This window comes from Methylobacterium sp. UNC300MFChir4.1 (genome assembly GCF_900110155.1).
Classification (GTDB): Bacteria; Pseudomonadota; Alphaproteobacteria; order Rhizobiales; family Beijerinckiaceae; genus Methylobacterium.
The window spans coordinates 1-22860 of the sequence record NZ_FOCS01000013.1 but is presented as its reverse complement, the minus strand read 5'-3'; the positions used below and the strand labels follow the sequence as shown (position 1 = coordinate 22860).

Below are 22860 nucleotides of genomic sequence, written 5' to 3'. Positions count from 1 at the left end.
GGTCCGATGCCTGAGACCGTCGGGACCGCGCCCCCGGCCTTCCTCGCGGAGGGCGGCGCGATGGGCGCCCGGATCCGCGCCCACGACTGGTCCGGCTCGCCGCTCGGCCCGCCGGACAGCTGGGCGCCCTGCCTGCGGGCGACCCTGAGCCTGATCCTGGGATCGCGGTTCCCGATGTTCGTGGCGTTCGGGCCCGACCTCGTCTTCCTCTACAACGACGCCTACGCGGAGATCCTGGGCGACAGGCATCCCGCGGCGCTCGGCGCGCGCTTCCGCGACGTCTGGAAGGAGATCTGGCCGGAGATCGGCCCCCTGATCGACCGGGCGCTCGCCGGCGCGGCGACGTGGTCCGAGAACATGCCTCTGACCATGAACCGGCACGGCTACGACGAGCCGACCTGGTTCACCGTCTCGTACGCGCCGGTGCGCGACGAGGCGGGCCGGGTCGCCGGCCTGCACTGCGCCTGCACGGAGACGACCGGCCGTGTCCAGGCCGAGGCGCGCCTGCGCGAGGCGGAGGCCCGGATCCGGGCCCTCGCCGACCACCTCCCGGGCGGCTACGTCTACCAGCTCGCCATGGCCCCCGACGGCGCCGACCGGCGCTTCCTCTACGTGTCGCAGGGCTTCGAGCGCATGACCGGCCTGGCGGCCGGGGACGTGCTCGCCGACCCGGCGGTCGCCTACGACCTGATCCTGCCGGAATACCGCGCCGCGGTCGCCGAGGCGGAGGCCGCCGCGATCCGCGACCTCGCGCATTTCGACGTCGCGGCGCCCATGCGCCGGCCGGACGGCACCCACGTCTGGACGCGCATCATCTCGGCCCCCCGCCGCGTCGGCGACACGCTGGTCTGGGACGGGCTGCATCTCGACGACACGGTGCGCCGCCGGACCGAGGAGCAGCTGCGGGAGAGCGAGCGGCGCCTGCGGCTCGCGACCGAGGCGGCCGAGATCGGCCTCTGGGACGTCGACGTCGTCGCCGACACCCTGTTCTGGCCCGCGCGGGTCAAGGCGATGTTCGGCATCTCGGCCGACGTGCCGGTCACGATGGCCGATTACTACGCCGGCCTGCATCCCGAGGACCGGGAGGCCACGAGCGCGGCCTACGCCTCCGCCCTCGATCCCGCGCGGCGCGCCGTCTACGACGTGGAGTACCGCACCGTCGGCAAGGAGGACGGCGTCGTGCGCTGGGTCGCCGCCAAGGGGCGCGGGATCTTCGAGGGCGCGCGCTGCGTGCGGGTGATCGGCACGGCGATCGACATCACCGCCCGCAAGCAGGCCGAGGAAGCCCTGCGCGCCAGCGAGGCGCAGTTCCGGGTCCTGTCGCAGGTGCTGCCGAACTTCGTCTGGGCGACCGACGCGGCCGGGGCGGCGAACTGGTTCAACGCGCGCGTCTACGCCTACGCGGGCCGGGAGCCCGGCACCCTCGACGGCGCGGGCTGGCGGGGGATCATCCATCCCGACGATCAGGATCGGGTCGACGAGGAATGGCGGGCGGCCGTCCGGTCGCGGGCCGACTACCAGTCCGAGTACCGCCTGCGCCGCGCCGACGGCGCGTATCGCTGGTTCCTGGCCCGGGCGCAGCCGGTCCTGGGCGCCGACGGCGCGGTCACCCGCTGGGTCGGCACCAGCACCGACATCGACGACCAGAAGCGGCTCATGGCCGAGCTCGTGCGCTTCAACCTGACCCTGGAGCAGCGCGTGGCCGAGCGCACGGCCGAGCACGACCGGGTCTGGCGCAACTCGCGCGACCTGCTGGCCGTGGTCGGGGCCGACGGCATCTTCCGCGCGGTCAATCCGGCCTGGCAGACGATCCTGGGGCACGAGCCCGCCGCGGTGGTGGGGCGCAGCTTCCTGGACTTCATCTGGCCCGAGGATGCGGGCGCGACCCAGGAGGCGCTCGAAGCGGCCGCCGCGGCACGCGACCTGACCGATTTCGAGAACCGCTACCGGCACAGGGACGGCACCCTGCGGCTGATCTCGTGGCGCACCTCCGTCGAGGGCGCGCAGGTCTACGCCTACGGCCGCGACGTCACCGCCGAGAAGGCCCAGGCCGAGGCGCTCCGGCACGCCGAGGAGGCGCTGCGGCAGTCGCAGAAGCTGGAGGCGGTGGGCCAGCTCACCGGCGGCGTCGCCCACGACTTCAACAACCTCCTGACGATCATCCGCTCGTCGGTTGACTTCCTCCGCCGGCCGGACCTGGCGGAGGAGCGCCGGTCCCGCTACCTCAACGCCGTCTCGGAGACGGTGGACCGCGCGGCGAAGCTCACCGGCCAGCTCCTCGCCTTCGCGCGGCGACAGGCGCTGAAGCCCGAGATCCTCGACGTCGGCGCGCGGCTGCGCGGCGTGGCCGACCTCCTCGACACGGTCACGGGCGCCCGCATCGCGGTCGTGACCGAGCTGCCGGAGCGGCCCTGCTTCATCCGGGTCGATCTCAGCCAGTTCGAGACCGCGCTGGTCAACATGGCGGTGAACGCCCGGGACGCCATGGACGGCGCCGGAACGCTGACCCTGCGCCTGCGCTGCGGCGCGGCGCTGCCGCCGATCCGCGGCCATGCCGGCGCGCCCGGCCCGTTCGCGGCGATCGGCCTCGTCGACACCGGCACCGGCATCGCGCCGGACGTGCTGGCGCGGGTGTTCGAGCCGTTCTTCACCACCAAGGAGGTGGGCAAGGGCACCGGACTCGGCCTGTCCCAGGTCTTCGGCTTCGCCAAGCAGTCCGGCGGCGACGTCGCGGTCGAGAGCGCGCCCGGCCGCGGCGCCACCTTCACGCTCTACCTGCCGCAGGTCGAGCCCGAGGCGTCCTGCGCCGCCGCCGCGGAGGCCGCCGCCCTCGACCCCGGCGGCGCGGGGCAGCGGGTTCTGGTGGTGGAGGACAACATCGAGGTCGGCCGCTTCGCCACGCAGATCCTGGAGGATCTCGGCTACGCGACGACCTGGGCGACCAACGCCGAGGAGGCGCTGGATCAGCTCGGGGCCGACGGCGCGGCCTTCGACGCCGTGTTCTCCGACGTGGTCATGCCCGGCATGGGCGGGATCGCGCTGGCCCGGCTCCTCCGGCAGCGGATGCCGCACCTGCCGGTGGTTCTGGCCTCCGGCTACAGCCACGCCCTCGCCCAGGAGGGGATCCGCGACTTCGAGCTGCTGCCCAAGCCCTACTCCGCCGACCAGGTCTCGCGCGTGCTGCGCAAGGTCGTCGGCGCGCGGCGGAGGCGGCCGAGGGGCGGGCAGCAGGGCGGGCAGCCCTGACGCGGCGGGGCGCTGCCGGGACCAGCGGAGACCTGACAGAGACCTGACAGAGGCCTGACGCCGCAGCCGGGCGGCGACGGGCGGTCCCGGCGCCATGTTCCCGCGGGAGGTTCCGCGCGCGCGGGAGACGCCGCGCCCGCCCCGGAGGTCCCATGGACAGGGTCATGTACGCGCTCGTCACCCTGGCGGAGGCGGTGCTCGGGATCTTCGGCGTGCGGGCGCTCTACGAGCAGCCCGCCTACGCGGTCGTCGAGCGCCTCGACCGCGGGGTCGAGATCCGGTCCTACGCGCCGCGCCTCGCGGTCGAGACCGACGCGCGCGGCCAGGGCGACGGCGACGCCTTCGGGCGGCTGTTCCGCTACATCACCGGCGCCAACCGGGCCGGGGACCGCATCGCCATGACGGTGCCGGTCGAGAGCGGCGGCCAGTACATCGCCCAGCGCATCGCCATGACCGTCCCGGTGGAGCGGGACGGCACCGGCACGATGCGGTTCTTCCTGCCCCGCGCGGTGGCGGCGGCCGGGGCGCCGGCCCCGACCGAGCCGGGGGTCCGGCTGGTCGAGGTCCCGGCGGAGCGGGTCGCGGCCCTGCGCTTCTCCGGCCGCCTCACCCCGGAGGCGCGGGCCGCACAGGCGGGCATCCTCGCCGCGGTCCTGGCGGCGGCCGGCCGCGCACCGGCGGGCGCGCCCTTCGTCATGGGCTATGACCCGCCCTTCGCGATCCCGTTCCTGCGCCGGAACGAGGTCGCCGTCCGCCTGCCGCCGCCGTGAGAGCCGGGACCGGTCCTGACGGCCGGGCGCGCGGCCTCGGACGCCGCCCCGGAGGACCGGCCCGATTGCGCAATTATCCCGCGATGTCCTTCATAATAATCCCGAAGACTTGCCGCGATCTTCCTCTTTTGTTGTCTTTGCGCCACAGGGCCGATCATTCGAGGCCGCAAGTCGTCCCCGGCAGGGATTAAACAGAATGTGAATTGAGGTCGCGACCCGACCCGAGATCAGTGAGGCGCACGCAGCCGACGCGAAGCGGCGCGTGCCTTCGAATCCAGGTTGGGGGAAGATATGCGGGCCCTGCAAGGCAGCTTGATCGCGTCCGTGGCTCTGTTGCCGGGTGTCGCGCAGGCTCAACAATCCGTCACCCTCGGCGAGATCAGCGTCGTCTCGACGTCGCCGGTGGGCGCGGGCGGCGGCAATTCCAGCGGCGTCCAGAATCTCGATACGCTCGCCCAGGCCGCGCCGACCTTGCCGGCCCCGGCCGGCGGGGTGCGGCTGCGCGGCTCCGAGCAGCCGCTCAACAAGATCCCCAGCACCGTCGAGACCGTCACCGCGCGGCAGATCGAGGTCGATCAGGGCTCCGACAACGTGATCGCCACGCTGGCGCGGCGCACGCCCGGGGTGAACCTCAACGACTCGCAGGGCAATTCGAACCGGGTCGATCTCAGCTACCGCGGCTTCACGGCCTCGTCGGTGCAGGGCGTGCCGCAGGGGCTCGCCGTCTACCAGAACGGCGTGCGCATCAACGAGGCCTTCGGCGACGTCGTCAATTTCGACCTGATCCCGCCGCAGGCGATCCAGCGCATCGACGTGGTCACCGGCAACCCGGTCTTCGGCCTCAACGCCATCGGCGGCGCGGTCAACATCCAGATGAAGAACGGCTTCACCTGGCAGGGCACCGAGATCTCGGCCTGGGGCGGCTCGGACGCGCGCACCGCCGGCTACCTCGAGTACGGCAAGATCTCCGGCCCCTGGAGCTTCTACTTCACCGGCGACGGCCTGAACGACCGCGGCTGGCGCTACCAGAACCCGAGCACGATCGGCCGCCTCTACGCGGATCTCGGCTACCGCTCGCAGGATTCGGAGTTCCACCTGATCGGGCTCGCCGCCCGCAGCTTCTACGGCGCCGCCGCCGCCACGCCGGTGGACTTCACCCATCTCGACCCGCGGGCGATCTTCACCTACCCGCAGACCCAGACGACGCAGGTGGGCACGCTCCAGCTGACCGGCCGGGTCGACCTCTCGCCGACCTGGGACCTCGCCGGCAACGCCTATTACCGGCGCTTCAGCGAGTTCTACGTCGACGGCAACCAGGGCAACTTCGAGAACTGCAGCAGCCGCAGCAGCTTCCGGGGCTCGCTCTGCTACCAGGACGACGCGTTCAACGTGAACGCGCCGCCCACCAGCCAGGTGGCGGCGCGCCGGGCCTACGCCAACCAGTTCGCGATCCTCGGCCTGAACAACCAGACGATCCCGTTCGTCCGGAACATCCCGTACGGCACGATCGACACGACCCGGACGGAGGCCGAATCCTACGGCGGCTCGCTCCAGGCCGCCAACCGCGACCGGATCTTCGGCCTGAACAACGCCTTCGTGGTCGGCGGCAGCGTCGACGCCTCGAATTTCTCGTTCAAGTCGGCGAGCCAGCTGGGCGTGATCAACCCGAACCTGTCGATCACCGTCGATCCGAACAACCCGTACTACGGCACGATCCCGGGCCTCGGCACGCCGGACATCCGCACGCTGGGGGCGATCGGCCTCGCGCCGGGCAACGTCAGCGGCTCGACCCTGTATCTCGGCCTCTACGCCACCGACACGCTGGACGTGACCGACCGGCTGTCGCTGACCGGCGGCTTCCGGCTCAACTACGCCCGCATCCAGACCCGGGACCAGACCGGGTTCTCGCCGGACGTCACCGGCGTGCACGAGTACACCAAGGTCAACCCGCTCGCGGGCCTGACCTACCAGTTCGACCCGGCGCTGAACCTCTACGGCGGCTACTCGGAATCGAACCGCGCCCCGACCCCGCTGGAGCTGTCCTGCTCCAGCCCGACCCAGCCGTGCCTGCTGCCGAACTCGCTCGTGGCCGATCCGCCGCTCAAGCAGGTCACCGGCCGGACCTACGAGGCCGGTTTCCGCGGCGTGATCCCGGCCTTCCTGTCGGGCGGCGCCCTCACCTACAAGGCCGGCGTCTACCGCACCGACCTGAGCAACGACCTCTACCAGGTCGCCGTCGCGGGCAACGCCGCCCGCGCCTACTACATCAACGTCCCGGCGACCCGGCGCCAGGGCATCGAGGTTGGTGCCGAGTACGCGGTCACGCCCGACCTGCTGGTCTACGCCAACTACGCCCTGGTCGACGCGACCTTCCAGTTCAACGCGACCCTCTCGTCGCCCAACAACCCGCTGGCGAGCACCGGCGCGGCCGGCGGCGCCGTGGGTGGCGACGTGATCCCGAACGGCGGCATCCGCGTCCGGCCGGGCGACAAGATCCCGCTGATCCCCGATCACCAGATCAAGGCGGGCTTCGAGTACAGCATCACCCCGAACTGGCGCTTCGGCCTCAACGTCTCGGCCTTCTCGTCGTCCTACTACCGGGGTGACGAATCGAACCTCAACCGCAAGCTGCCGGCCTACTACGTGATGAACCTGACGACGAAGTATCAGGTCAGCAAGAACCTGGAGATCTTCGGGCTGATCACCAACCTGACCAACAACCGCTACGCCACGTTCGGCACCTTCGCCGAGACGGGGGCGGTCGCCGGCAACCTGTCGATCAACGACCCGCGGACCACGACCCTGGCGCAGCCGCTCTCGATCTACGCCGGCCTGACCTACCGGTTCGGGGCGGATCCGGTCCCGATGGCGCCGGAGCCGATCATCCGGAAGTACTGATCCCGTCCACGGGACGATGATGCGAGGGGCCGCGGGATCCGCGGTCCCCGTTCTGTTTCGCGTCATCGGTCCTTGGCGGCCAAGAGATTGGCCCGGTCTTTCAAACCCAGATGAGTGCGGCCGCCGACCCGATCTGTATCCCTGATCGGCCGCCGGCGAGGCTTGCGGGCGCTCCCGTCCCGGTCATCCCGATCCTGGAGACACCCATGCCGCGCTACTTCATCGACACCGCCGACCACGTCGCCGTCCGGGACGACGAGGGCACGGTCCTCCCGGACCGGGCCGCCCTGCGGGACCTGCTGCGCCGGACCCTGACGGCGCTCCTGCACGACGAGGGCGAGGAGACCGGGGTGAACGACTTCACCGCCCGCGCCTACGACGAGGACGGTCGCCTCGTGATGCGGGCCCAGGCCAGCTTCCACGTCGTGGACCCGTAGGGGATGCCCGGCAGGACGTCCCGGACCCGTAGGGGACGCCCGGCAGGACGTCCCCGCGCCCCGGTCAGGCCGCGTCCGGCATGCGGTCGAGGAGCTTGTCGAGGGTGATCGGGTAGTCGCGCACGCGGATGCCGGTGGCGTTGTAGATCGCGTTCGCGACCGCGGCGCCGACCCCCGAAATGCCGAGCTCGCCCACGCCCTTGGCCTTCATGGGCGAGGACATCGGGTCGACCTCGTCGAGGAAGATCACCTCCTGGTGCGGGATGTCGGCGTGGACCGGCACCTCGTAGCCGGCGAGGTCGTGGTTGGCGAAGAAGCCGCGCTTGGTATCGACGGCCAATTCCTCCATCAGGGCCGCCCCGGTGCCCATCACCATCCCGCCGATCACCTGGCTGCGGGCGGATTTCGGGTTGAGGATGCGGCCCGCCGCGCAGACCGCCAGCATCCGCCGCACCCGGACCTCCGCCGTATAGGCGTCCACCGCGACCTCGACGAAGTGGGCGCCGAAGGTCGAGACCTGCTGGGTCTTCGAGAACTCACCGAACTCGATCGCGTCCTCGGCCACGAGCTCGCCGTCGGCGGCGGCCCGGGCGAGCGGGATGGCGCGGTTGCCGGCGCGGACCTCGCCCGCCTCGAACACCGCGTCGGTGGCGTTGAAGCCGAGCTTCTGCGCGACCGCCTCCCGCAGCTTCACGCAGGCCGCGTAGACGCCCGCGGTCGACGAGTTGGCGCCGAACTGGCCGCCCGATCCCGACGAGACCGGGAAGTCCGAATCGCCGAGCCGCGCCACGACCCGGTCGAGGGGCACGCCCATCATCTCGGCGGCGGTCTGCGCGATGATCGTGTAGCTGCCGGTGCCGATATCGGTCATGTCGGTCTCGACCGTGACCGTGCCGTCGGCGGAGAGCCGCACCCGGGCGCCCGACTTCAGCACCATGTTGTCGCGGAACGCCGCCGCCATGCCGTGCCCGACGAGCCACTGCCCCTCCCGGACCTGTCCGGGCTTCGGGTTGCGCCGGGCCCAGCCGAACCGCTCGGCGCCGAGCTTGAGGCAGCCGACGAGGTCGCGGTGGGAGTAGCGCAGGTCCGGCTGGGTCGGGACGACCTGCGTGTCGTTGCGGATGCGGAACTCCACCGGGTCGAGGCCGAGCTTCTCGGCCATCTCGTCCATGGCGACCTCCAGCACCGCGAGGCCCGGGGCCTCGCCGGGGGCGCGCATGGCGTTGCCCTCGGGCAGGTCGAGCCGGGCGAGCTTCATGGCGGTCAGGCGGTTCGCCCCCGCGTAGAGGTACTTGGTCTGGTTCACGGCCGTCTCGGGATCGCCCTCCGGCAGGTTGCCCGAGACGCTCTCGTGCGCGATCGCCGTGATGGTGCCGTCCCGCTGGGCGCCGATCCGGACCCGCTGGATCGTGGCCGGGCGGTGCGTGGTGTTGTTGGCGATCAGCGGGCGGGTCAGCGCCACCTTGACCGGCCGCCCGGCGGCCTTCGCGGCGAGCGCCGCCAGCACCGCGTCGGCGCGCACGAACAGCTTGCCGCCGAAGCCGCCGCCGACATAGGGCGCGTCGAGCCGGACCTTGTCCTTCGGCAGGCCGAGCATCTTGGCGAGGCTGCCGTGGCCCCAGCCGATCATCTGGTTGGCGGTCCAGAGCGTGACCCGGTCGCCGTCCCAGGCCGCCGTCGTGGCGTGCGGCTCCATCATGGCGTGGCTCTCGTCGGACGTCGTGTAGGTCGCGTCGAGCGTCACGGGGGCCTGCGCGAAGGCGCCCTCGAAGTCGCCGGTCCGCTCCTCGCCGTTGCCGCCGCTGCCCTCGCCGCTGTCGGCCGGGACCGGCTCGGCGGTCTTCGCCGCGGCGGCGAGGTCGAACGCACCGGCCTCTGGGGCGTAATCGACCGTCACCAGGAAGGCGGCCGCCCGGGCCTGCTCGAAGGTCTCGGCCACCACGACGGCGATCGCCTGATGGTAGTGCTGGATCACGTCGCCGCCGAACAGGTAGGCGACGTTCATCACGCCGCGCTCGATCCGCGGCGTGTCGAGGGTGGTGACGATCCCGATGACGCCGGGCGCCTGCCGGGCCGAGGCCGTGTCGATGCTGCGCACCCGGCCCTTGGCGATGGCGGAGCCCAGCACGTAGCCGTAGGCGGCGTCGGGGGCCGCGTCGTGGCGCTCGTACGCGTAGGGCGCGGTGCCGGTGGTCTTGTACTTGCCGTCGATGCGGTCGGTGGGCAGGCCGACGACCTTGAGGCGGTCGATCGGGTTCGGGCCCGCGGCGGTGTCGAACTTCATGGCTCAGGCCCTCGCTTGGTTGAGCGCGGCGCCGAGGGTCCGCTCGGCGAGCTTCAGCTTGTAGGCGTTCTCGTGGGTGGGCTTGGCGTCGGCGAAGACCCGGTCGGTCACGGCCCGGGCGCCCTTCGGGAGATCGGCCTCGGCCGCCTCGACCCGCCAGGGCTTGTGGGCGACGCCCCCGAAGGCGACGTGGCCGGAGCCGTCCTTGCCCAGGATCGCCGCCACCGAGACCAGCGCGTAGGCGTAGGAGGCGCGGTCGCGGACCTTGCGGTAGATGTGCGTCCCGGGAACGGGCTTCGGCAGCGTCACCGCGGTGATGAGCTCGCCGGGGTCGAGGTTCGTGTCGCGCGACGGGTCGTCGCCCGGCAGGCGGTGGAACTCGGCGATCGGGATCTTCCGCGCGGCGCCCCCGGCGTCGATCGTCTCCACGGTGGCGTCGAGGACGCGCATGGCCACCGCCATGTCGCCCGGATGCGTGGCGATGCAGGCCTCGCTGCCGCCGATCACCGCCAGCTGGCGGCTCACGCCGTCGAGCGCCGAACAGCCGGAGCCCGGCTGGCGCTTATTGCAGGGCTGGGCGGTGTCGTAGAAGTACGGGCAGCGGGTCCGCTGCAGCAGGTTGCCGGCGGTGGTCGCCTTGTTGCGCAGCTGGCCGGAGGCGCCGGCGAGCAGCGCGCGGGCGAGGACCCCGTAATCCGCGCGCACCCGCGGATGGGCCGCGAGATCGGTGTTGCGCACCAGGGCGCCGATGCGCAGGCCGCCCTCCTCGGTCGGCTCGACCGCGTCGAGGCCGAGCCCGTTCACGTCGACGAGGTGGCGCGGGGTCTCGATCTGCAGCTTCATCAGGTCGAGCAGGTTGGTGCCGCCGGCGATGAACTTGGCGTCGGGCGTGGCGGCGACGGCGGCGGCGGCCGCGGCGGGCGTGCCCGGGCGCTCGTACGTGAAGGACTTCATGCGCGGCTCCCGGCGACTTCGGTGATCGCCTCGACGATGTTGGAATAGGCGCCGCAGCGGCAGAGGTTGCCGCTCATCCGCTCGCGGATCTCGGTCTCGGTCACCTGCGGCGCGGCGCCGAGATCCGCCGTGACGTGGCTCGGGATGCCGGCCCTGATCTCCTCCAGGACGGCCACGCCCGAGCAGATCTGGCCCGGCGTGCAGTAGCCGCACTGGTAGCCGTCGTGCTTGACGAAGGTCGCCTGCATCGGGTGCAGGTTGTCGGGCTGCCCCAGGCCCTCGACGGTCACGATCTCGGCGCCCTGGTGCATGATCGCCAGCGTCAGGCAGGCGTTGATGCGCCGCCCGTCGACAATCATCGTGCAGGCGCCGCACTGGCCGTGATCGCAGCCCTTCTTGGACCCGGTGAGGTGCAGGTGCTCGCGCGCGGCGTCGAGCAGGCTGGTGCGGGTGTCGAGTTCGAGCGTGCGCCGCTCGCCGTTCACCGTGAACGTGACGGCGGCGAGGACCGGTGCGTCGGTCCGCGCAGGTCTGGCGCCCGGGTCCTGGGGCACGGTTTCGGCGCTCACCATCAAGTCTCTCTCCGGTTCAGATCACGAAGGCGCGGACGGGATCCCGGTCGCCGGGGCCCGCGGGCGGAACATCCCGGCAAGACATCCCGCAAAGCGGCGGCACCCTGGATCGGCTCCAAGGTAGAGCCCGTTCCCGCGATGGTCAGGGGGGCGGCGCGGCTGGGGACGCGAAAGTTGCGGCGGGCCGCGCCGGGACCCGCCCAAACGAAAGGGCCGACCCGAAGGCCGGCCCCGATCGTCGCGCCGCGGACGCGCCTACTCGGCCGCGGTCATCTCGGCGGTGTAGTGGCCGCACCAGTCCTGGGCGGCGACCACCGGCCAGAGACCCTTGGACTCGGGCGCGGGCTGGCTGACCGGCGGGTTGAAGCGGCACAGGCCGGCATCGTTCTGCGCGACGGCGCCGTTGCCCTTGTGCTCGTCGAAGAACCGGCAGGTCTCGCACTTGGCGTTCATGGTCGGGCTCCTGTGAGGCCGGCGGCCCGGGGGCCGTCCCGGCGGGGGACGAGAGCTTGGACCTTAGAAGTGATCCAATCTGCGGGGCCAACGTCGGAGCGATCGGGCGGGTTCCCGGCGGCGGATCGGCGATCCCGCTCAGCCGACCGCGGCGAGGCCCGGCTCGGCCCGGGCGGACTCCTCGGCGGGGCCGGCGGGACCGCCGACCGCGGCGGCGTAGTCGGTGATCGGGCGCGGCCTGCCGAACAGGAAGCCCTGCATCTCGCCGCAGGCCTCCTCGGTCAGGAACTTCATCTGCGCGTGGGTCTCGACGCCCTCCGCGACGACGCCCATGCCGAGGCTGCGGCCGAGGCTGAGCACGGCCCGGACGATCACGGCGGCCTGCGGCCCGGTTCCGAGCTGCGCCACGAAGGAGCGGTCGATCTTCAGCTTGTCGAACGGGAAGGCCTGGAGGGTCGCGAGCGACGCGTAGCCGGTCCCGAAATCGTCCATGCTGATCCGGATGCCGTAGCTCTTCAGGCGGCGGAGGATGCCCACGGCCCGCGCCATGTCGTTGATGATGATGCTCTCGGTGACCTCCAGCTCCAGGCGGTCCGGCGAGAGACCGGTCTCGGCCAGGATCGCCAGGACGGTCTCGGGCAGGCCGGGCTTCTGGAACTGACGGGGCGAGAGGTTGACGGCGACCTTCAGGGGCTGCGCCCACTGGGCCGCCTCGCGGCAGGCCTCGCGCAGCACCCAGTCGCCGAGCGCCACGATCAGGCCGGTCTCCTCGGCCAGGGGCACGAACACGTTGGGCGACACGCTGCCGCGGACCGGGTGGGTCCAGCGCAGGAGCGCCTCGAATCCGACGAGCGCCCCCGTGTGGCCCTCGACCTGCGGCTGGTAGTGCAGGCTCAGGGTGTTGTCGTCGAGGGCCTGGCGCAGGTCGCGCTCGAGCACCCGCCGCTCCTCGGCCTCCTCGTCCATGGCGGGGGTGAAGATCCGGTACGTGCCGCGGCCCTCGGCCTTGGCCCGGTAGAGGGCGAGGTCGGCGCGGCGGTACAGCGGCTCGGCATCCGTCCCGTGCTCGGGGGCCAGCGCGATGCCGACGCTCAGGCCGACGCCGACCCGGTGCCCGCCCACGCTGAACGGGCTGTGGAACAGCGCGATGAGGCGCTCGGCCAGAACCTCGGCCTCGGCCGCGCCGCCGGCCGAGAGCACGGCGAACTCGTCGCCCCCGAGCCGGGCCACCGCTCCGTCCCCCGCGATGCCCCGCAGGCCGGCCGACACGCGCCGGAGGAGCTCGTCCCCGGCCTGGTGGCCGAGGCTGTCGTTCACGCTCTTGAAGCCGTCGAGGTCGAGGTACAGGACCGCGCAGGCGCCGCCGCGCTGGACGATGTCGACGAGGCTGCGCGCGAGGGTCTCGTGGAACAGCGCCCGGTTCGGCAGGCCGGTGAGGACGTCGTGGCGGGCGAGGCGCGCCACCTCGGCCTCCGCGGCCTTCCGCTTGGTGATGTCGGTGAAGGTGCGCACGAAGCCGCCATCCGCCAGGGGCACGGTGCGGATCTCGAGCACGAGGCCGTTCGGCCGCGCCCGCTCGTGAACCTGCGTCTGCCCGGCCTCGCCGCGCTCGATCCAGGTCCGGATCGAGCGGTCCGGGCGCCGGCGCTCGCGGCGGCTCGCCTCGTGGCGCAGCACCGCCCGGTAGCTCGGCCGCGCCTGCATCATCGCCCGGGGCAGGTCGAGGAGCGCCAGCGCCCGCTCGTTGCAGACCCGGACCACGCCGCCGGCGTCGACCATGATGAGGCCCTGGTCCATGCTGTCGAGGGTGGCGTCGAGCAGCAGGGTCTTCTCCCGCAGCATGCGGCCCTGCCGGGCCAGGGCGACGTTGATCCGGCGCAGGTGGTCCAGCATCAGCGTCAGCGCCGCGAAGGCCAGGATCACCGCCATCACGCCGGCGATGCCGCCGGCCAGGACGCCCCGGGCGAGGCCGAGCTGCGGGACCGCCAGGGCCGGGTCCGGCACCACACGGGCGGCCGCCATGGCCAGGAAGTGCAGGATCGCGATGGCGAGGGTCAGGACGGTCGCGGCCGCGAGCCGGGCCCGCGCGCCCGCGCTGCCGACATGGATGGCCATGCCGGCGGCCGCGAGCCCGCAGCCCGCCGCGATCGCCGTGGCGGCCATGGCGGGGTCCCAGGTGAAGTGCCCCGGCAGCCGCACGCCGGCGATGCCGAGGAAGTGCATGCAGGCGATGCCGATCCCGAGCACGAGGCCCGCCCCCGCCCCGGCCCAGCGCGACGGCGTGGCCCGGGCGAACAGGAAGGCCACGGTGGCGGCCGCGATCGCGACGATCAGCGAGAGCAGGGTCGTGCGCGGCTCGTAGCCCAGCACCACGCCGGGATCGTAGCCCAGCATGCCGATGAAGTGGGTGCTCCAGATCCCGGCCCCGATCGAGAAGCCCGAGGCCAGGAGCCAGACCGGCCCGTGCCCGTCGGCGCGGACCTGGACGCGTTGCTCCAGCTTGAGGGCGACCGCGCAGGAGATCCAGCACACGCAGGCGGCCAGGGCGACCACCCAGCCGGTATGTTCCTCGGTCAGGCAAGCGAACGCGCGATACATCGAGGTGCCCCGCCCATCTGCGACGGCGGGAACCTTAACCCGCGGATACTAATCAGAAGTTGCATTCCGCCCGGACACGGGTCCGATCCGCCATGCGGACGAGGCTCTTCCGGGCGCCGCCGGGCGCCGGTCAGGCCGCAGATCAGGGGTTGTATCTTCGGGCGCGGCGGCGGTCCGCCCGCCCGTGCCCGTCGCGGCGCCCGTCAGCCGCGCCCGTCGCCGCGGATCTCGATCGGCCGCGCCGCGAAATCCGTCAGGAGTTCCTGGAGCTCGTCCTCGTGGACGAGGCGCGCCGCCTCCTCGGGCGCGAACCATTGCAGGGTGCGCTGGGCCTGTTCCGGCCAGCGCTCGTGCTGGGCCTCGACCCGCAGCGGGTAGACGCGGACCATGCAGGGGAAGGCGCGGCCGTGGTCGAAGCGCTTCTGGTAATGGTACCGTCCGACCGGGTTCGCGGCGATCTGCCCTTCGAGCCCCGCCTCCTCGTAGGCCTCCCGCGCGGCGGCCTGATGGGCCTTCCGGCCGGTCATCGGCCAGCCCTTCGGGATGATCCAGCGCCCGGTATCGCGCGAGGTGATCAGCAGGACCTCGATCCGGCCGTCGGCGCCGACGCGGAACGGCAGGGCCGCCACCTGCTTGAGCGGTTTGACCTGCGCCTTGCGGAGCAGCTTCTTCAAGTTCGGCCGCTTGGATGCCGTCTTCAGCGCTGACCTCGCGGACGGAGAGGGGCGGGATTTCTGATGATGCTTCTGCAATCGACGGCCTCCTCACGCTTTTACATAAGTTTAACACGATCCCATTGCAGCCCGCGCGCATTGGCACCGAGCCATGCCTGTAACGCTGTGCTCATCCCCGCCGGGCGGCTTGTCGCGGGCCGGCTTGTCGGCGAAGGCTGACGCGTCAAACGTCCACGAGGCGCGGCATGGCTGTCGAGATCGAGCGCAAGTTCATCGCGAACCCGTCGGTTCTGGCGCTGTGCCGGGCGGGGACGCCCCTAGTTCAGGGATACCTCTTCACCGACGCGGCCAACACGATCCGGATCCGTCGGGCTGGTGAGCGCGCGCTGATCACGTGGAAGAGCCCGCGCCGCGGCGCCAGCCGGGACGAGATCGAGTTCGCCATCGCGCCGGAGGACGGCGCGGCGCTCCTCGCCACCGTGCCGCCCGGCCGGCGGCTCGAGAAGACCCGCTACCGGGTCGCGCATGCCGGGGCGGTCTGGGACGTCGACGTGTTCGGCGGGAACCTCGCGGGCCTGATCCTGGCCGAGATCGAACTGGAGCGCGAGGACCAGCCGGTGGTGCTCCCTCCCTGGGTCGAGCGCGAGGTCACCGACGACGCGCGCTACCGCAACTCGCGGCTGGCCGCGGGACCGGTGCCGGAGCGGTGGGCGGCCTAGGTCCCCGACGCGCCGGGCGGATCCGTCCGGTCGAACATCTCGAACATCCGGGCCCGTGAACATCCCGGGGCCGCCACCGTTCTCACGGCATGCCCCGGACCCTGATCACCTGACGCAGGACGAGACCGCCGGCGTGCCGCTCCCGCGCTTCGTCGGCCGGGTCGGGACGGTCGTCGTGGGGATCTGCGCCTACGACGGATCGAGCCGGTTCTGGACCTGGTGGAGCCCGCTGGCCGAGGACATCTGGGGCCACGGCCAGGACGCCGAGGGCGCCCGGCAGGGCTGCGAGGCCTGGCTGCGCGGATGGCTCGAGAACTTCAGGCCGTTCTTCACCTGACGCGGCCGGGCCGTCGGCGCGGGATCAGCGCATGAAGTGCGGCAGGCGCCGCTTCCAGCGCTCGCCGAGCCGCAGCTCGTTCGTCCGCCGCCCTGCCGTCGACCGGGGCGACGGGCCCTGACCCGACGTGGGACCCGACGTGGGACCGGACGTGGGACCGGACGCGGCCGGCGGCGGGACGCGGGCGGGCGCCGCGTCGACGGGCGGGGCCGACGGCGGGGCGGTCGGCGCGGCCGGGCGCGACGGCACCGTCTGCACCTGCGGGAGCGCGTCCCGCGCGGCCGCCCGCGGCCGCCCGCGCCGCGCCCGCGGCGCCGGGACGGTCTCGGCGGCGGGGTCCGTCGCGGCCTCGTCGGCGGTTTCGAGGACCGGCTCGGCCGGGGCCTCGAACATCGGCATGAGGCTCGGCAGGACGCGGCGCACCGGTGCGTCCGGCACCTTCCGTTCCGGGCGCGGCGCCGGTGCCGCCTGAGGGGCGGGCGCGGGTGCGGGCGGCGCGAGGGCGGCCTGCGCCAGTTCCGGCCACAGGATCTTGTCCGGGCGCGGCCGCGCCTCGGTGGCAGTCAGCGTTGTGCGGGCCGAACGGGTCTGCTTGACTTCGACCATGAACGGTCGCGCGCTGCGGCGCTTCATGTAAGATGATCCTTGGAAGCATTCGACCGCGCATGTCGGCGGCACGAACACACCGAGGTTAAGCCTGATCTCGGCCGTTGTCCAGAAAGACGACGTCGTACTGGTCAAATTTCTCTTTAGTCGAGATGGGCCGCGGTCGTTTCCAGGCCTCGGGTCGTGAAACCGAAGGCGTGATCGCCCGAGCACCTGCGGACACTGCCCCGTCGCCGTCCGGCGAGGGGGCGATCCGCTGCGGGGCGATCTGTTGCGGGGCGGGCGTCGCGCGCGATCGGGTCGTCCGGGATCAGGCGGCCTGCGCCTGCGCGGGCGCCGGGCGCCGCCGCAGGGGACCGGGCGCCCCGAACAGGGACTGGTACAGCGCGGCCGGCGTCCGCGCTTCGCCGCTGCCGTCCGTGATCGTCACCTCGGCCATGCCGGCCGCGATCAGGCTCATGCCCTGATCCAGGGCGGTCAGGACCGAGGCGTGCTGGTAGGCGAACCGGCGCGCGGACAGGCGTGCGGTGACGGTGAAGTGCATGACGACGATCCCGGGAAGCCGGACCCGCCGGGTCCGGACGGCAACGGCGCGCGCGCGACGCGCTCGGGTGAGAACGGGGCTCCGGCAACGCCGCTGCCGGTCCCGCACCTGCTCGCGGCCAATAAAGTCGTTATCTTGACGAAAGCTTGTTCATCCCCGCTTTGCACGAACAAGGCGCACAATTAGCGGCGGGATTTAGTGGTTGCCGCCGCGCCGCTGCCGTCACGCTTCAGTTCAGGCGGCGGCGCCGTTCCGCGACCTGCCGCCGGGCCAGCCGTCGCCCCAGCGCCATCAGCAGCGCGTCCGCCTCGGCCTTCAGGGCCGGATCGCCCAGCGCCGCGACGGCGTCCTGCGCGGCGAGGGCGTGCTCGACCGCCCGGTCCAGGGGCGTGTCGCCGATGCCGGGCGCGGTCGCGCCGCCGATCGCCTCGCACGCGCGCAGCGCCGTGATGTCCACGAGGATCCCGCGCCCGCCCGTCGGCCGGCCGCGACGGTCGCTGGTGAAGCGGCCGCGAGCCAGGACCCAGCGCATCCGGCCGTCGACGGAGATCACCCGGTACTCGGCGACGTAGGAACTCCCCGCCGCGACGCTGCGGCGGATCAGGGTGTCGACCCGGTCGCGGTCGTCGACGTGGATGGCCTCCTCGTAGACGGCCAGCGGGATGCCGGATTCCGCCGCGGTCGGATCGACCTTGAACAGGAGGGCCACCAGGGCGTCGACCCGCACCCGGTCCGTCGCGGGCTCCCACGCCCAGTGCCCGATCATGTCGGCGGAATCGAGCGCGATCTGGAAGGCTTCGGGACAGGTCTGACCGACGGACGCGTTGGTCTTGGGCATGGCGGTGTACGTGTGCGGCTCCGGTCCGATCGATCTACGGGTTCGGTAGCTGCAACCTCAAGACTTCTTTGACGCATTCATGCAACTGTTGCGTGCTGGCCACTCGCGTCCTGCCGGTCTTCTGTATTATGAATGCTCGAGCCAGCCCGCGCGCCAGAGCCTGACCGCCGATGGGATCGAAGTCACCTGTCCGGAGCGGATCCTCCGGGGCTGCGGCGCCCGAGGACGACCTGTTCGAGCGCTCCGCACCGCCGCACGCGCCGGGTGCCGGGCGGCTGCTGCAGCGGATCGCCGACGCGCTGCAGGTTCCGGCCACCTCCCTGTACGGCCCACTGGGCGCGGAGCGGGGCGCCGGCGTCGCGGGCGGGCGTGCCGACGAGGCCGACGCCCTGCTGTATGCCTACCGGCGCATCGACGATCCCGAGATCCGCCGCCGCGTCCTGACCCTCGTGCAGGATCTGGCGGCCGCACGCTGACCGGCACGCTGACCGGTGCGCCCGTGATGCGCTTGTGATGCGCTTGTGATGCGCTTGGCCCGCCGCGTGCTAACCTGAGCGGGATTGCAACGCTCGGGCGAGTCGGCATGCTGAACAGACGATCCTTCATGGCCCTGTCGGGGGCCGCCCTCGCGACCCCGGCGCTGGCGCAGGGCAGTGCCGCCCGGACGCTCAAGTTCATCCCGCAGGCCGACCTGACGGTGCTCGATCCGATCTGGACGACCGCCTACGTCACCCGGAATCACGGGCTCGCCGTCTTCGACACGCTCTACGGCACCGATGCCGCCTACGCCGCCCAGCCGCAGATGGTGGCGGGCCACACGGTGGAGAACGACGGCACGCTGTGGCGCCTCACCCTGCGGCCCGGGCTGACCTTCCACGACGGCAGCCCGGTCCTGGCCCGCGACTGCGTGGCGAGCGTCGCGCGCTGGGGCAAGCGCGACGCCATGGGCCAGACGCTCATGGCCTACACGGACGAGCTCTCGGCCCCGGATGACCGGACGATCCAGTTCCGCCTGAAGAAGCCCTTCGCGCTCCTGCCGGACGCGCTCGGCAAGGTCGGCTCCTCGATCTGCGCCATCATGCCGGAGCGTCTCGCCAAGACCGACCCGTTCACGCAGGTGACCGAGATGGTCGGCAGCGGCCCGTTCCGCTTCAAGGCGGACGAGCGCGTGGTCGGCGCCCGGGTGGTCTACGAGCGCTTTGCCGGCTACGTCCCCCGCGAGGGCGGCGAGCCGCAATGGACCTCGGGCCCGAAGCGCGTCCACGTCGACCGGGTCGAGTGGAACGTCATCCCCGACCAGGCCACCGCCGCCTCGGCCATGCAGACGGGCGAGATGGACTGGTGGGAGCAGCCGCCGGCCGACCTCGTGCCCACCCTCCGCGGGCTGACGACGCGGATCACCGACCCGACCGGCCTGATCGGCTGCCTGCGGATGAACCAGCTCCAGCCGCCCTTCGACAATCCGGCGATCCGGCAGGTGCTGCTGAAGGTCGTCGACCAGACCGACTTCATGCAGGCGGTGACCGGCACCGATCCCAAGCTGATCCACGTGCCGACCGGCTTCTTCTGCCCGGGCCTGCCCATGGCGAGCGATGTCGGCCTCGACGCCCTGACCAGCAAGCGCGACTACGCGGGCGCCAAGGCGGCGCTGGCGGCGGCCGGCTACAAGGGCGAGAAGGTGGTGCTGATGGGCGCCTCGGACTTCCCGAGCCTGAAGGCGCTCGCCGACGTGGCGGCCGACATGCTCACGCGCGCCGGCTTCAACGTCGACTATCAGGTCATGGACTGGGGCTCGGTGGTGCAGCGGCGCGCCAAGAAGGAGCCGGTCGCCCAGGGCGGCTGGAGCGCCTTCTGCACCTTCTGGGCGGGGCTCGACCAGGCGAATCCCGCGGTCAGCGCCTTCCTGCGCGGGACCGGACAGAGCGCCGCGATCGGCTGGCCCACCAGCGCGAGGATCGAGGCGCTGCGGGACCAGTGGCTGGACGCCCCGGACACCGCCGCGCGCAAGCGGCTCGCGGGCGAGCTCCAGCAGCAGGCCTTCGCCGACCTGCCCTACCTGCCCCTCGGGCAGTACTTCAACCAGACCTCGTACAAGCCGTCCCTGACCGGCGTCCTCGACGGCGTGCCGGTGTTCTGGAACGTCAAGAAGGGCTGAGGCGCAAGGGTCGCCCTCTTTCAAGACCTCGGGACGTGGGCGCGGGATCAGCGGCTCCAGGTCCGTGCGTGCGCGCCTTTTCCGGGTACCCGAACGCGGAGAGGGTCGCGGTCCGGCGACAGGGATCGCGCAGAACTGGCTCCGTGCCTTTGCGAGCGCAGCGAAGCAATCCAGCTGCGCCAAGCTTGACCGATGTCTCGCATCCCTGGGTTGCTTCGCTGCGCTCGCAAAGACGAACAGGCCATCGGCATCCCTACAGCCCCGCTGCACGAGCCTACTGTGTCGCCGGCACGGCGTAATTCAACGGTATCCTCCCACACGAATACGCCGGTCCCTCCAACAAGTCCGATCGATTGAAGCCGCGCGAGCGCTTCCCAGCCGCATCGGGAACGGGGTAAGCAGATTCGGCACAGGTCACCGCCAGAGATGACCGGCCCGCGAGGAAGCCCGAGATATCCGTCTCACCGCCATCGCGGCGGTGCATCGACGCCCTCGACGCCGCGCGGATTCCATGACGCGACGAGGACACGCTCGATGACAGGCTTGGCGACAGGCTCCCCGGACGAGGCCGCCCTGGAACGCTCGGCGATGCGCAGGATCGGCTGGCGGCTCGTGCCGTTCCTGATCCTCGCCTACTTCGTCTCATTCCTGGACCGCGTGAATGTCGGCTTCGCGGCGATCCAGATGAACCACGATGTCGGCCTCTCGGCGACCGTGTTCGGCTGGGGCGCCGGCATCTTCTTCCTCGGCTACTTCCTGATGGAGATCCCCAGCAACCTGATGCTGGAGCGCTTCGGGGCGCGGCTGTGGATCGCCCGGATCATGGCGACCTGGGGGCTCATCTCCGCCGCCATGGCCCTGGTGCAGGGGCCGTGGTCGTTCATCGGCCTGCGCTTCCTGCTGGGGCTCGCCGAGGCCGGCTTCTTCCCCGGCGTGATCCTCTACCTGACCTACTGGTTCCCCTCCGCCTACCGGGCGCGGATCATCGGGGTCTTCATGATCTCGATCCCGATCTCGTCGTTCCTGGGCTCGCCGATCTCCGGCGCGCTGCTCAACGTGACGGGGTTCGGCCTCGCCGGCTGGCAGTGGCTGTTCATCCTCGAGGGCCTGCCGGCGGTGTTCCTGGCCGTCGCGGTCCTGTGGCTCCTGCCGGACGGCCCGCGGGACGCGGCGTGGCTGCCGGCGGCCGAGCGGGACTGGCTGGAGCGGCAGCTCCGGGCCGAGGCGGCGCGCAACACCCGCAGCGGCCAGCCCGCGAAGCCGCCGCTCTGGGACATCCTGCGCGACCGGCGGCTCGCCCTCTTCGCCGCGATCTATTTCGGCTCGACGGCGAGCAGCTACGGGCTGTCGTTCTGGACGCCGCAGATCGTCAAGAGCTTCGGCCTCGGCAACGTCGAGACCGGGCTCCTGAACAGCATCCCGTACGGCTTCGCGTCCCTGGCGATGGTCCTCTGGGGCCGGCACAGCGACCGGACCGCCGAGCGGCGCTGGCACCTCGCGCTCTCGTTCCTGATCCTGGCGCTGGGGCTCGCGGGCGGCACGGTCCTGTCGGGGCTCGGCCCGGTCGTGGCGGCGCTGACGATCGCCGCCATGGGCGTCTACATGCTCAAGGGCCCGTTCTGGGCGCTCGCGACCGAGCAGATGCCGCCCGCCACCGCGGCGGCGAGCATCGCGGCCATCAACGCGGTCGGCAATCTCGGCGGCTTCCTCGGCCCCTACCTGATCGGCGCGATCAAGGACGGGACCGGCAGCTTCACCCTGAGCCTCCTGCCGCTCGTGGTCTTCGCCCTGCTCTCGGCCGCCCTGTCGCTGGTGCCGGGCCGCGCCCCGCGCCCCGACTCGGGCGCGCCGCGGCCGTCGGCCGTCTGAGCCCGCGGCGAACCGAGTCCGGGACCGGCCGGTTGGCCCGGTGCGGCCGCCGCCCGGCGCTGCGCCGGCCCGGACCGGCCCGGACCGGACCGGACCGGACGGGATCCCGCGGGCCGTGACCGCGCCGCCGCCAGGAGATCGCCGTGCCCGAGCTCAACGCCATCTTGGAGACGGCGCTGTACGTCGCGGACCTCGACCGCGCCGAGGCCTTCTATCGCGACACGATGGGGTTGCGCTGCCTCTTCACCGACTTCCGCATGCGGGCCTTCGACGTCGGCGGCCGCGGCGTCCTCCTGCTCTTTCCGGAAGGCGGGTCCCTGCAGCCGATCGAGACGCCGGGCGGTCTCATACCGCCCCATGACGGCCGCGGCCCGGCCCATATCGCGTTCTCGATCGACGCCGACGCCCTCGCGCCCTGGGAGGACCATCTCGCGGCCGCCGGCGTGGCCGTCGAGGGCCGCACCCGCTGGCCGCGGGGGGGCGTCAGCGTCTACTTCCGCGACCCGGACGGGCACCTGCTCGAGCTGGCCACACCCGGCCTCTGGAAGGGCTACTGAGGCGGCGCCGGGTCGAGGCCGGGTCGAGGCCGGGTCGAGGCCGGGCCGGATTCCGGCCGCCCGAACGGCGAAGGGGCCGCCTCCTGTGGGAAGCAGCCCCTTCGCGTGTCGGGTCGGGTGCGACGGTCGGGGTCCGAGCGTCGCACCCGACCGTCGCTGGTCGATCTCAGTAGGAGCCGAACTTGTAGTTCAGGCCCGCGCGGACGACGGCGAACTCGTCGGAGCGGCGGCCGATGCCGCTGTAGACGACCGGGAAGTTGTTGGCGGCGTTGATGACGAACGCGCCCTGGTTGCGGGTGTTGCGGTCGAGGTTGACGTACAGGCCTTCGACCTTGAGCGTCACGGCCGA

At 72.1% G+C, this 22860-nt stretch carries 19 protein-coding genes and 1 pseudogene; 10 read left to right on the top strand and 10 right to left on the bottom strand.

Going from position 1 to position 22860, the window contains the following annotated elements; all coding sequences use genetic code 11:
- The first annotated feature begins 6 nt into the window (after positions 1–6).
- The 4 genes from BMY19_RS17885 (at position 7) to BMY19_RS17870 (ending at position 7351) form a co-directional block, all read left to right on the top strand.
- Positions 7–3246 carry a PAS domain-containing protein gene (locus BMY19_RS17885; protein WP_100252473.1) on the top strand — a complete coding sequence of 1080 codons (3240 nt, stop codon included), beginning with the start codon at positions 7–9 and terminating at the stop codon, positions 3244–3246.
- Between the two features lie 152 nt (positions 3247–3398).
- The gene (locus BMY19_RS17880; protein ID WP_100252472.1) at positions 3399–4016 is read left to right on the top strand and encodes an SOUL family heme-binding protein; all 618 of its coding nucleotides are present in this window, start codon (positions 3399–3401) and stop codon (positions 4014–4016) included.
- Between the two features lie 291 nt (positions 4017–4307).
- Positions 4308–6914, top strand: coding sequence for a TonB-dependent receptor (locus tag BMY19_RS17875; RefSeq protein WP_100252471.1), 2607 nt, complete (start codon positions 4308–4310; stop codon positions 6912–6914).
- Between the two features lie 206 nt (positions 6915–7120).
- A complete protein-coding gene (locus BMY19_RS17870) occupies positions 7121–7351 on the top strand; it encodes a DUF6894 family protein (protein WP_100252470.1) in 231 nt (76 codons plus the stop codon).
- Positions 7352–7415: 64 nt separating this feature from the next.
- Here BMY19_RS17870 and paoC read toward each other — a convergent pair whose 3' ends face one another.
- The 6 genes from paoC to BMY19_RS17840 form a co-directional block, all read right to left on the bottom strand.
- A complete protein-coding gene (paoC, locus tag BMY19_RS17865) occupies positions 7416–9635 on the bottom strand; it encodes an aldehyde oxidoreductase molybdenum-binding subunit PaoC (protein ID WP_100252469.1) in 2220 nt (739 codons plus the stop codon).
- Between the two features lie 3 nt (positions 9636–9638).
- Positions 9639–10589 carry an FAD binding domain-containing protein gene (locus tag BMY19_RS17860; RefSeq protein ID WP_100252468.1) on the bottom strand — a complete coding sequence of 317 codons (951 nt, stop codon included), beginning with the start codon at positions 10587–10589 and terminating at the stop codon, positions 9639–9641.
- Complete coding sequence (paoA, locus tag BMY19_RS17855; protein ID WP_100252467.1) at positions 10586–11161, bottom strand: aldehyde dehydrogenase iron-sulfur subunit PaoA; 576 nt, start codon at positions 11159–11161, stop codon at positions 10586–10588. Before paoA ends, BMY19_RS17860 begins: the two co-directional genes overlap by 4 nt.
- Before the next feature lie 255 nt (positions 11162–11416).
- Positions 11417–11614 carry a hypothetical protein gene (locus BMY19_RS17850; protein WP_012321181.1) on the bottom strand — a complete coding sequence of 66 codons (198 nt, stop codon included), beginning with the start codon at positions 11612–11614 and terminating at the stop codon, positions 11417–11419.
- Positions 11615–11752: 138 nt separating this feature from the next.
- Positions 11753–14212 (bottom strand): bifunctional diguanylate cyclase/phosphodiesterase, encoded by a 2460-nt coding sequence (locus BMY19_RS17845; RefSeq protein WP_056533585.1) that lies wholly within the window; start codon positions 14210–14212, stop codon positions 11753–11755.
- Between the two features lie 203 nt (positions 14213–14415).
- A complete protein-coding gene (locus BMY19_RS17840) occupies positions 14416–14886 on the bottom strand; it encodes an NUDIX hydrolase (protein WP_020094084.1) in 471 nt (156 codons plus the stop codon).
- 245 nt (positions 14887–15131) lie between these two features.
- Here BMY19_RS17840 and BMY19_RS17835 point away from each other — a divergent pair, with 245 nt between their 5' ends.
- Positions 15132–15605 (top strand): CYTH domain-containing protein, encoded by a 474-nt coding sequence (locus tag BMY19_RS17835; RefSeq protein WP_056533583.1) that lies wholly within the window; start codon positions 15132–15134, stop codon positions 15603–15605.
- A gap of 133 nt (positions 15606–15738) precedes the next feature.
- Complete coding sequence (locus BMY19_RS17830; RefSeq protein WP_244534945.1) at positions 15739–15942, top strand: hypothetical protein; 204 nt, start codon at positions 15739–15741, stop codon at positions 15940–15942.
- 24 nt (positions 15943–15966) lie between these two features.
- Here BMY19_RS17830 and BMY19_RS17825 read toward each other — a convergent pair whose 3' ends face one another.
- The 3 genes from BMY19_RS17825 to BMY19_RS17815 all read right to left on the bottom strand — a co-directional run bounded on the left by BMY19_RS17825 (position 15967) and on the right by BMY19_RS17815 (position 17930).
- Complete coding sequence (locus BMY19_RS17825; RefSeq protein ID WP_100252465.1) at positions 15967–16575, bottom strand: hypothetical protein; 609 nt, start codon at positions 16573–16575, stop codon at positions 15967–15969.
- A gap of 283 nt (positions 16576–16858) precedes the next feature.
- Positions 16859–17092: a hypothetical protein gene (locus tag BMY19_RS17820; RefSeq protein ID WP_100252464.1), complete on the bottom strand. Its 234-nt coding sequence runs from the start codon at positions 17090–17092 to the stop codon at positions 16859–16861.
- Between the two features lie 229 nt (positions 17093–17321).
- The gene (locus BMY19_RS17815; RefSeq protein WP_100252463.1) at positions 17322–17930 is read right to left on the bottom strand and encodes a PAS domain-containing protein; all 609 of its coding nucleotides are present in this window, start codon (positions 17928–17930) and stop codon (positions 17322–17324) included.
- 170 nt (positions 17931–18100) lie between these two features.
- Here BMY19_RS17815 and BMY19_RS17810 point away from each other — a divergent pair, with 170 nt between their 5' ends.
- The 4 genes from BMY19_RS17810 (at position 18101) to BMY19_RS17795 (ending at position 22511) form a co-directional block, all read left to right on the top strand.
- Positions 18101–18406, top strand: coding sequence for a hypothetical protein (locus BMY19_RS17810; RefSeq protein ID WP_100252462.1), 306 nt, complete (start codon positions 18101–18103; stop codon positions 18404–18406).
- A 107-nt stretch (positions 18407–18513) separates the two neighbouring features.
- Positions 18514–20085 (top strand): ABC transporter substrate-binding protein, encoded by a 1572-nt coding sequence (locus tag BMY19_RS17805; RefSeq protein WP_026605074.1) that lies wholly within the window; start codon positions 18514–18516, stop codon positions 20083–20085.
- 534 nt (positions 20086–20619) lie between these two features.
- Positions 20620–21954, top strand: a complete 1335-nt coding sequence (locus BMY19_RS17800) for an MFS transporter (RefSeq protein WP_056533571.1) — start codon at positions 20620–20622, stop codon at positions 21952–21954.
- A 143-nt stretch (positions 21955–22097) separates the two neighbouring features.
- Complete coding sequence (locus tag BMY19_RS17795; RefSeq protein WP_020094093.1) at positions 22098–22511, top strand: VOC family protein; 414 nt, start codon at positions 22098–22100, stop codon at positions 22509–22511.
- A gap of 166 nt (positions 22512–22677) precedes the next feature.
- Here BMY19_RS17795 and BMY19_RS17790 read toward each other — a convergent pair.
- Positions 22678–22860, bottom strand: a pseudogene (locus BMY19_RS17790) (porin family protein); the annotation flags it as partial.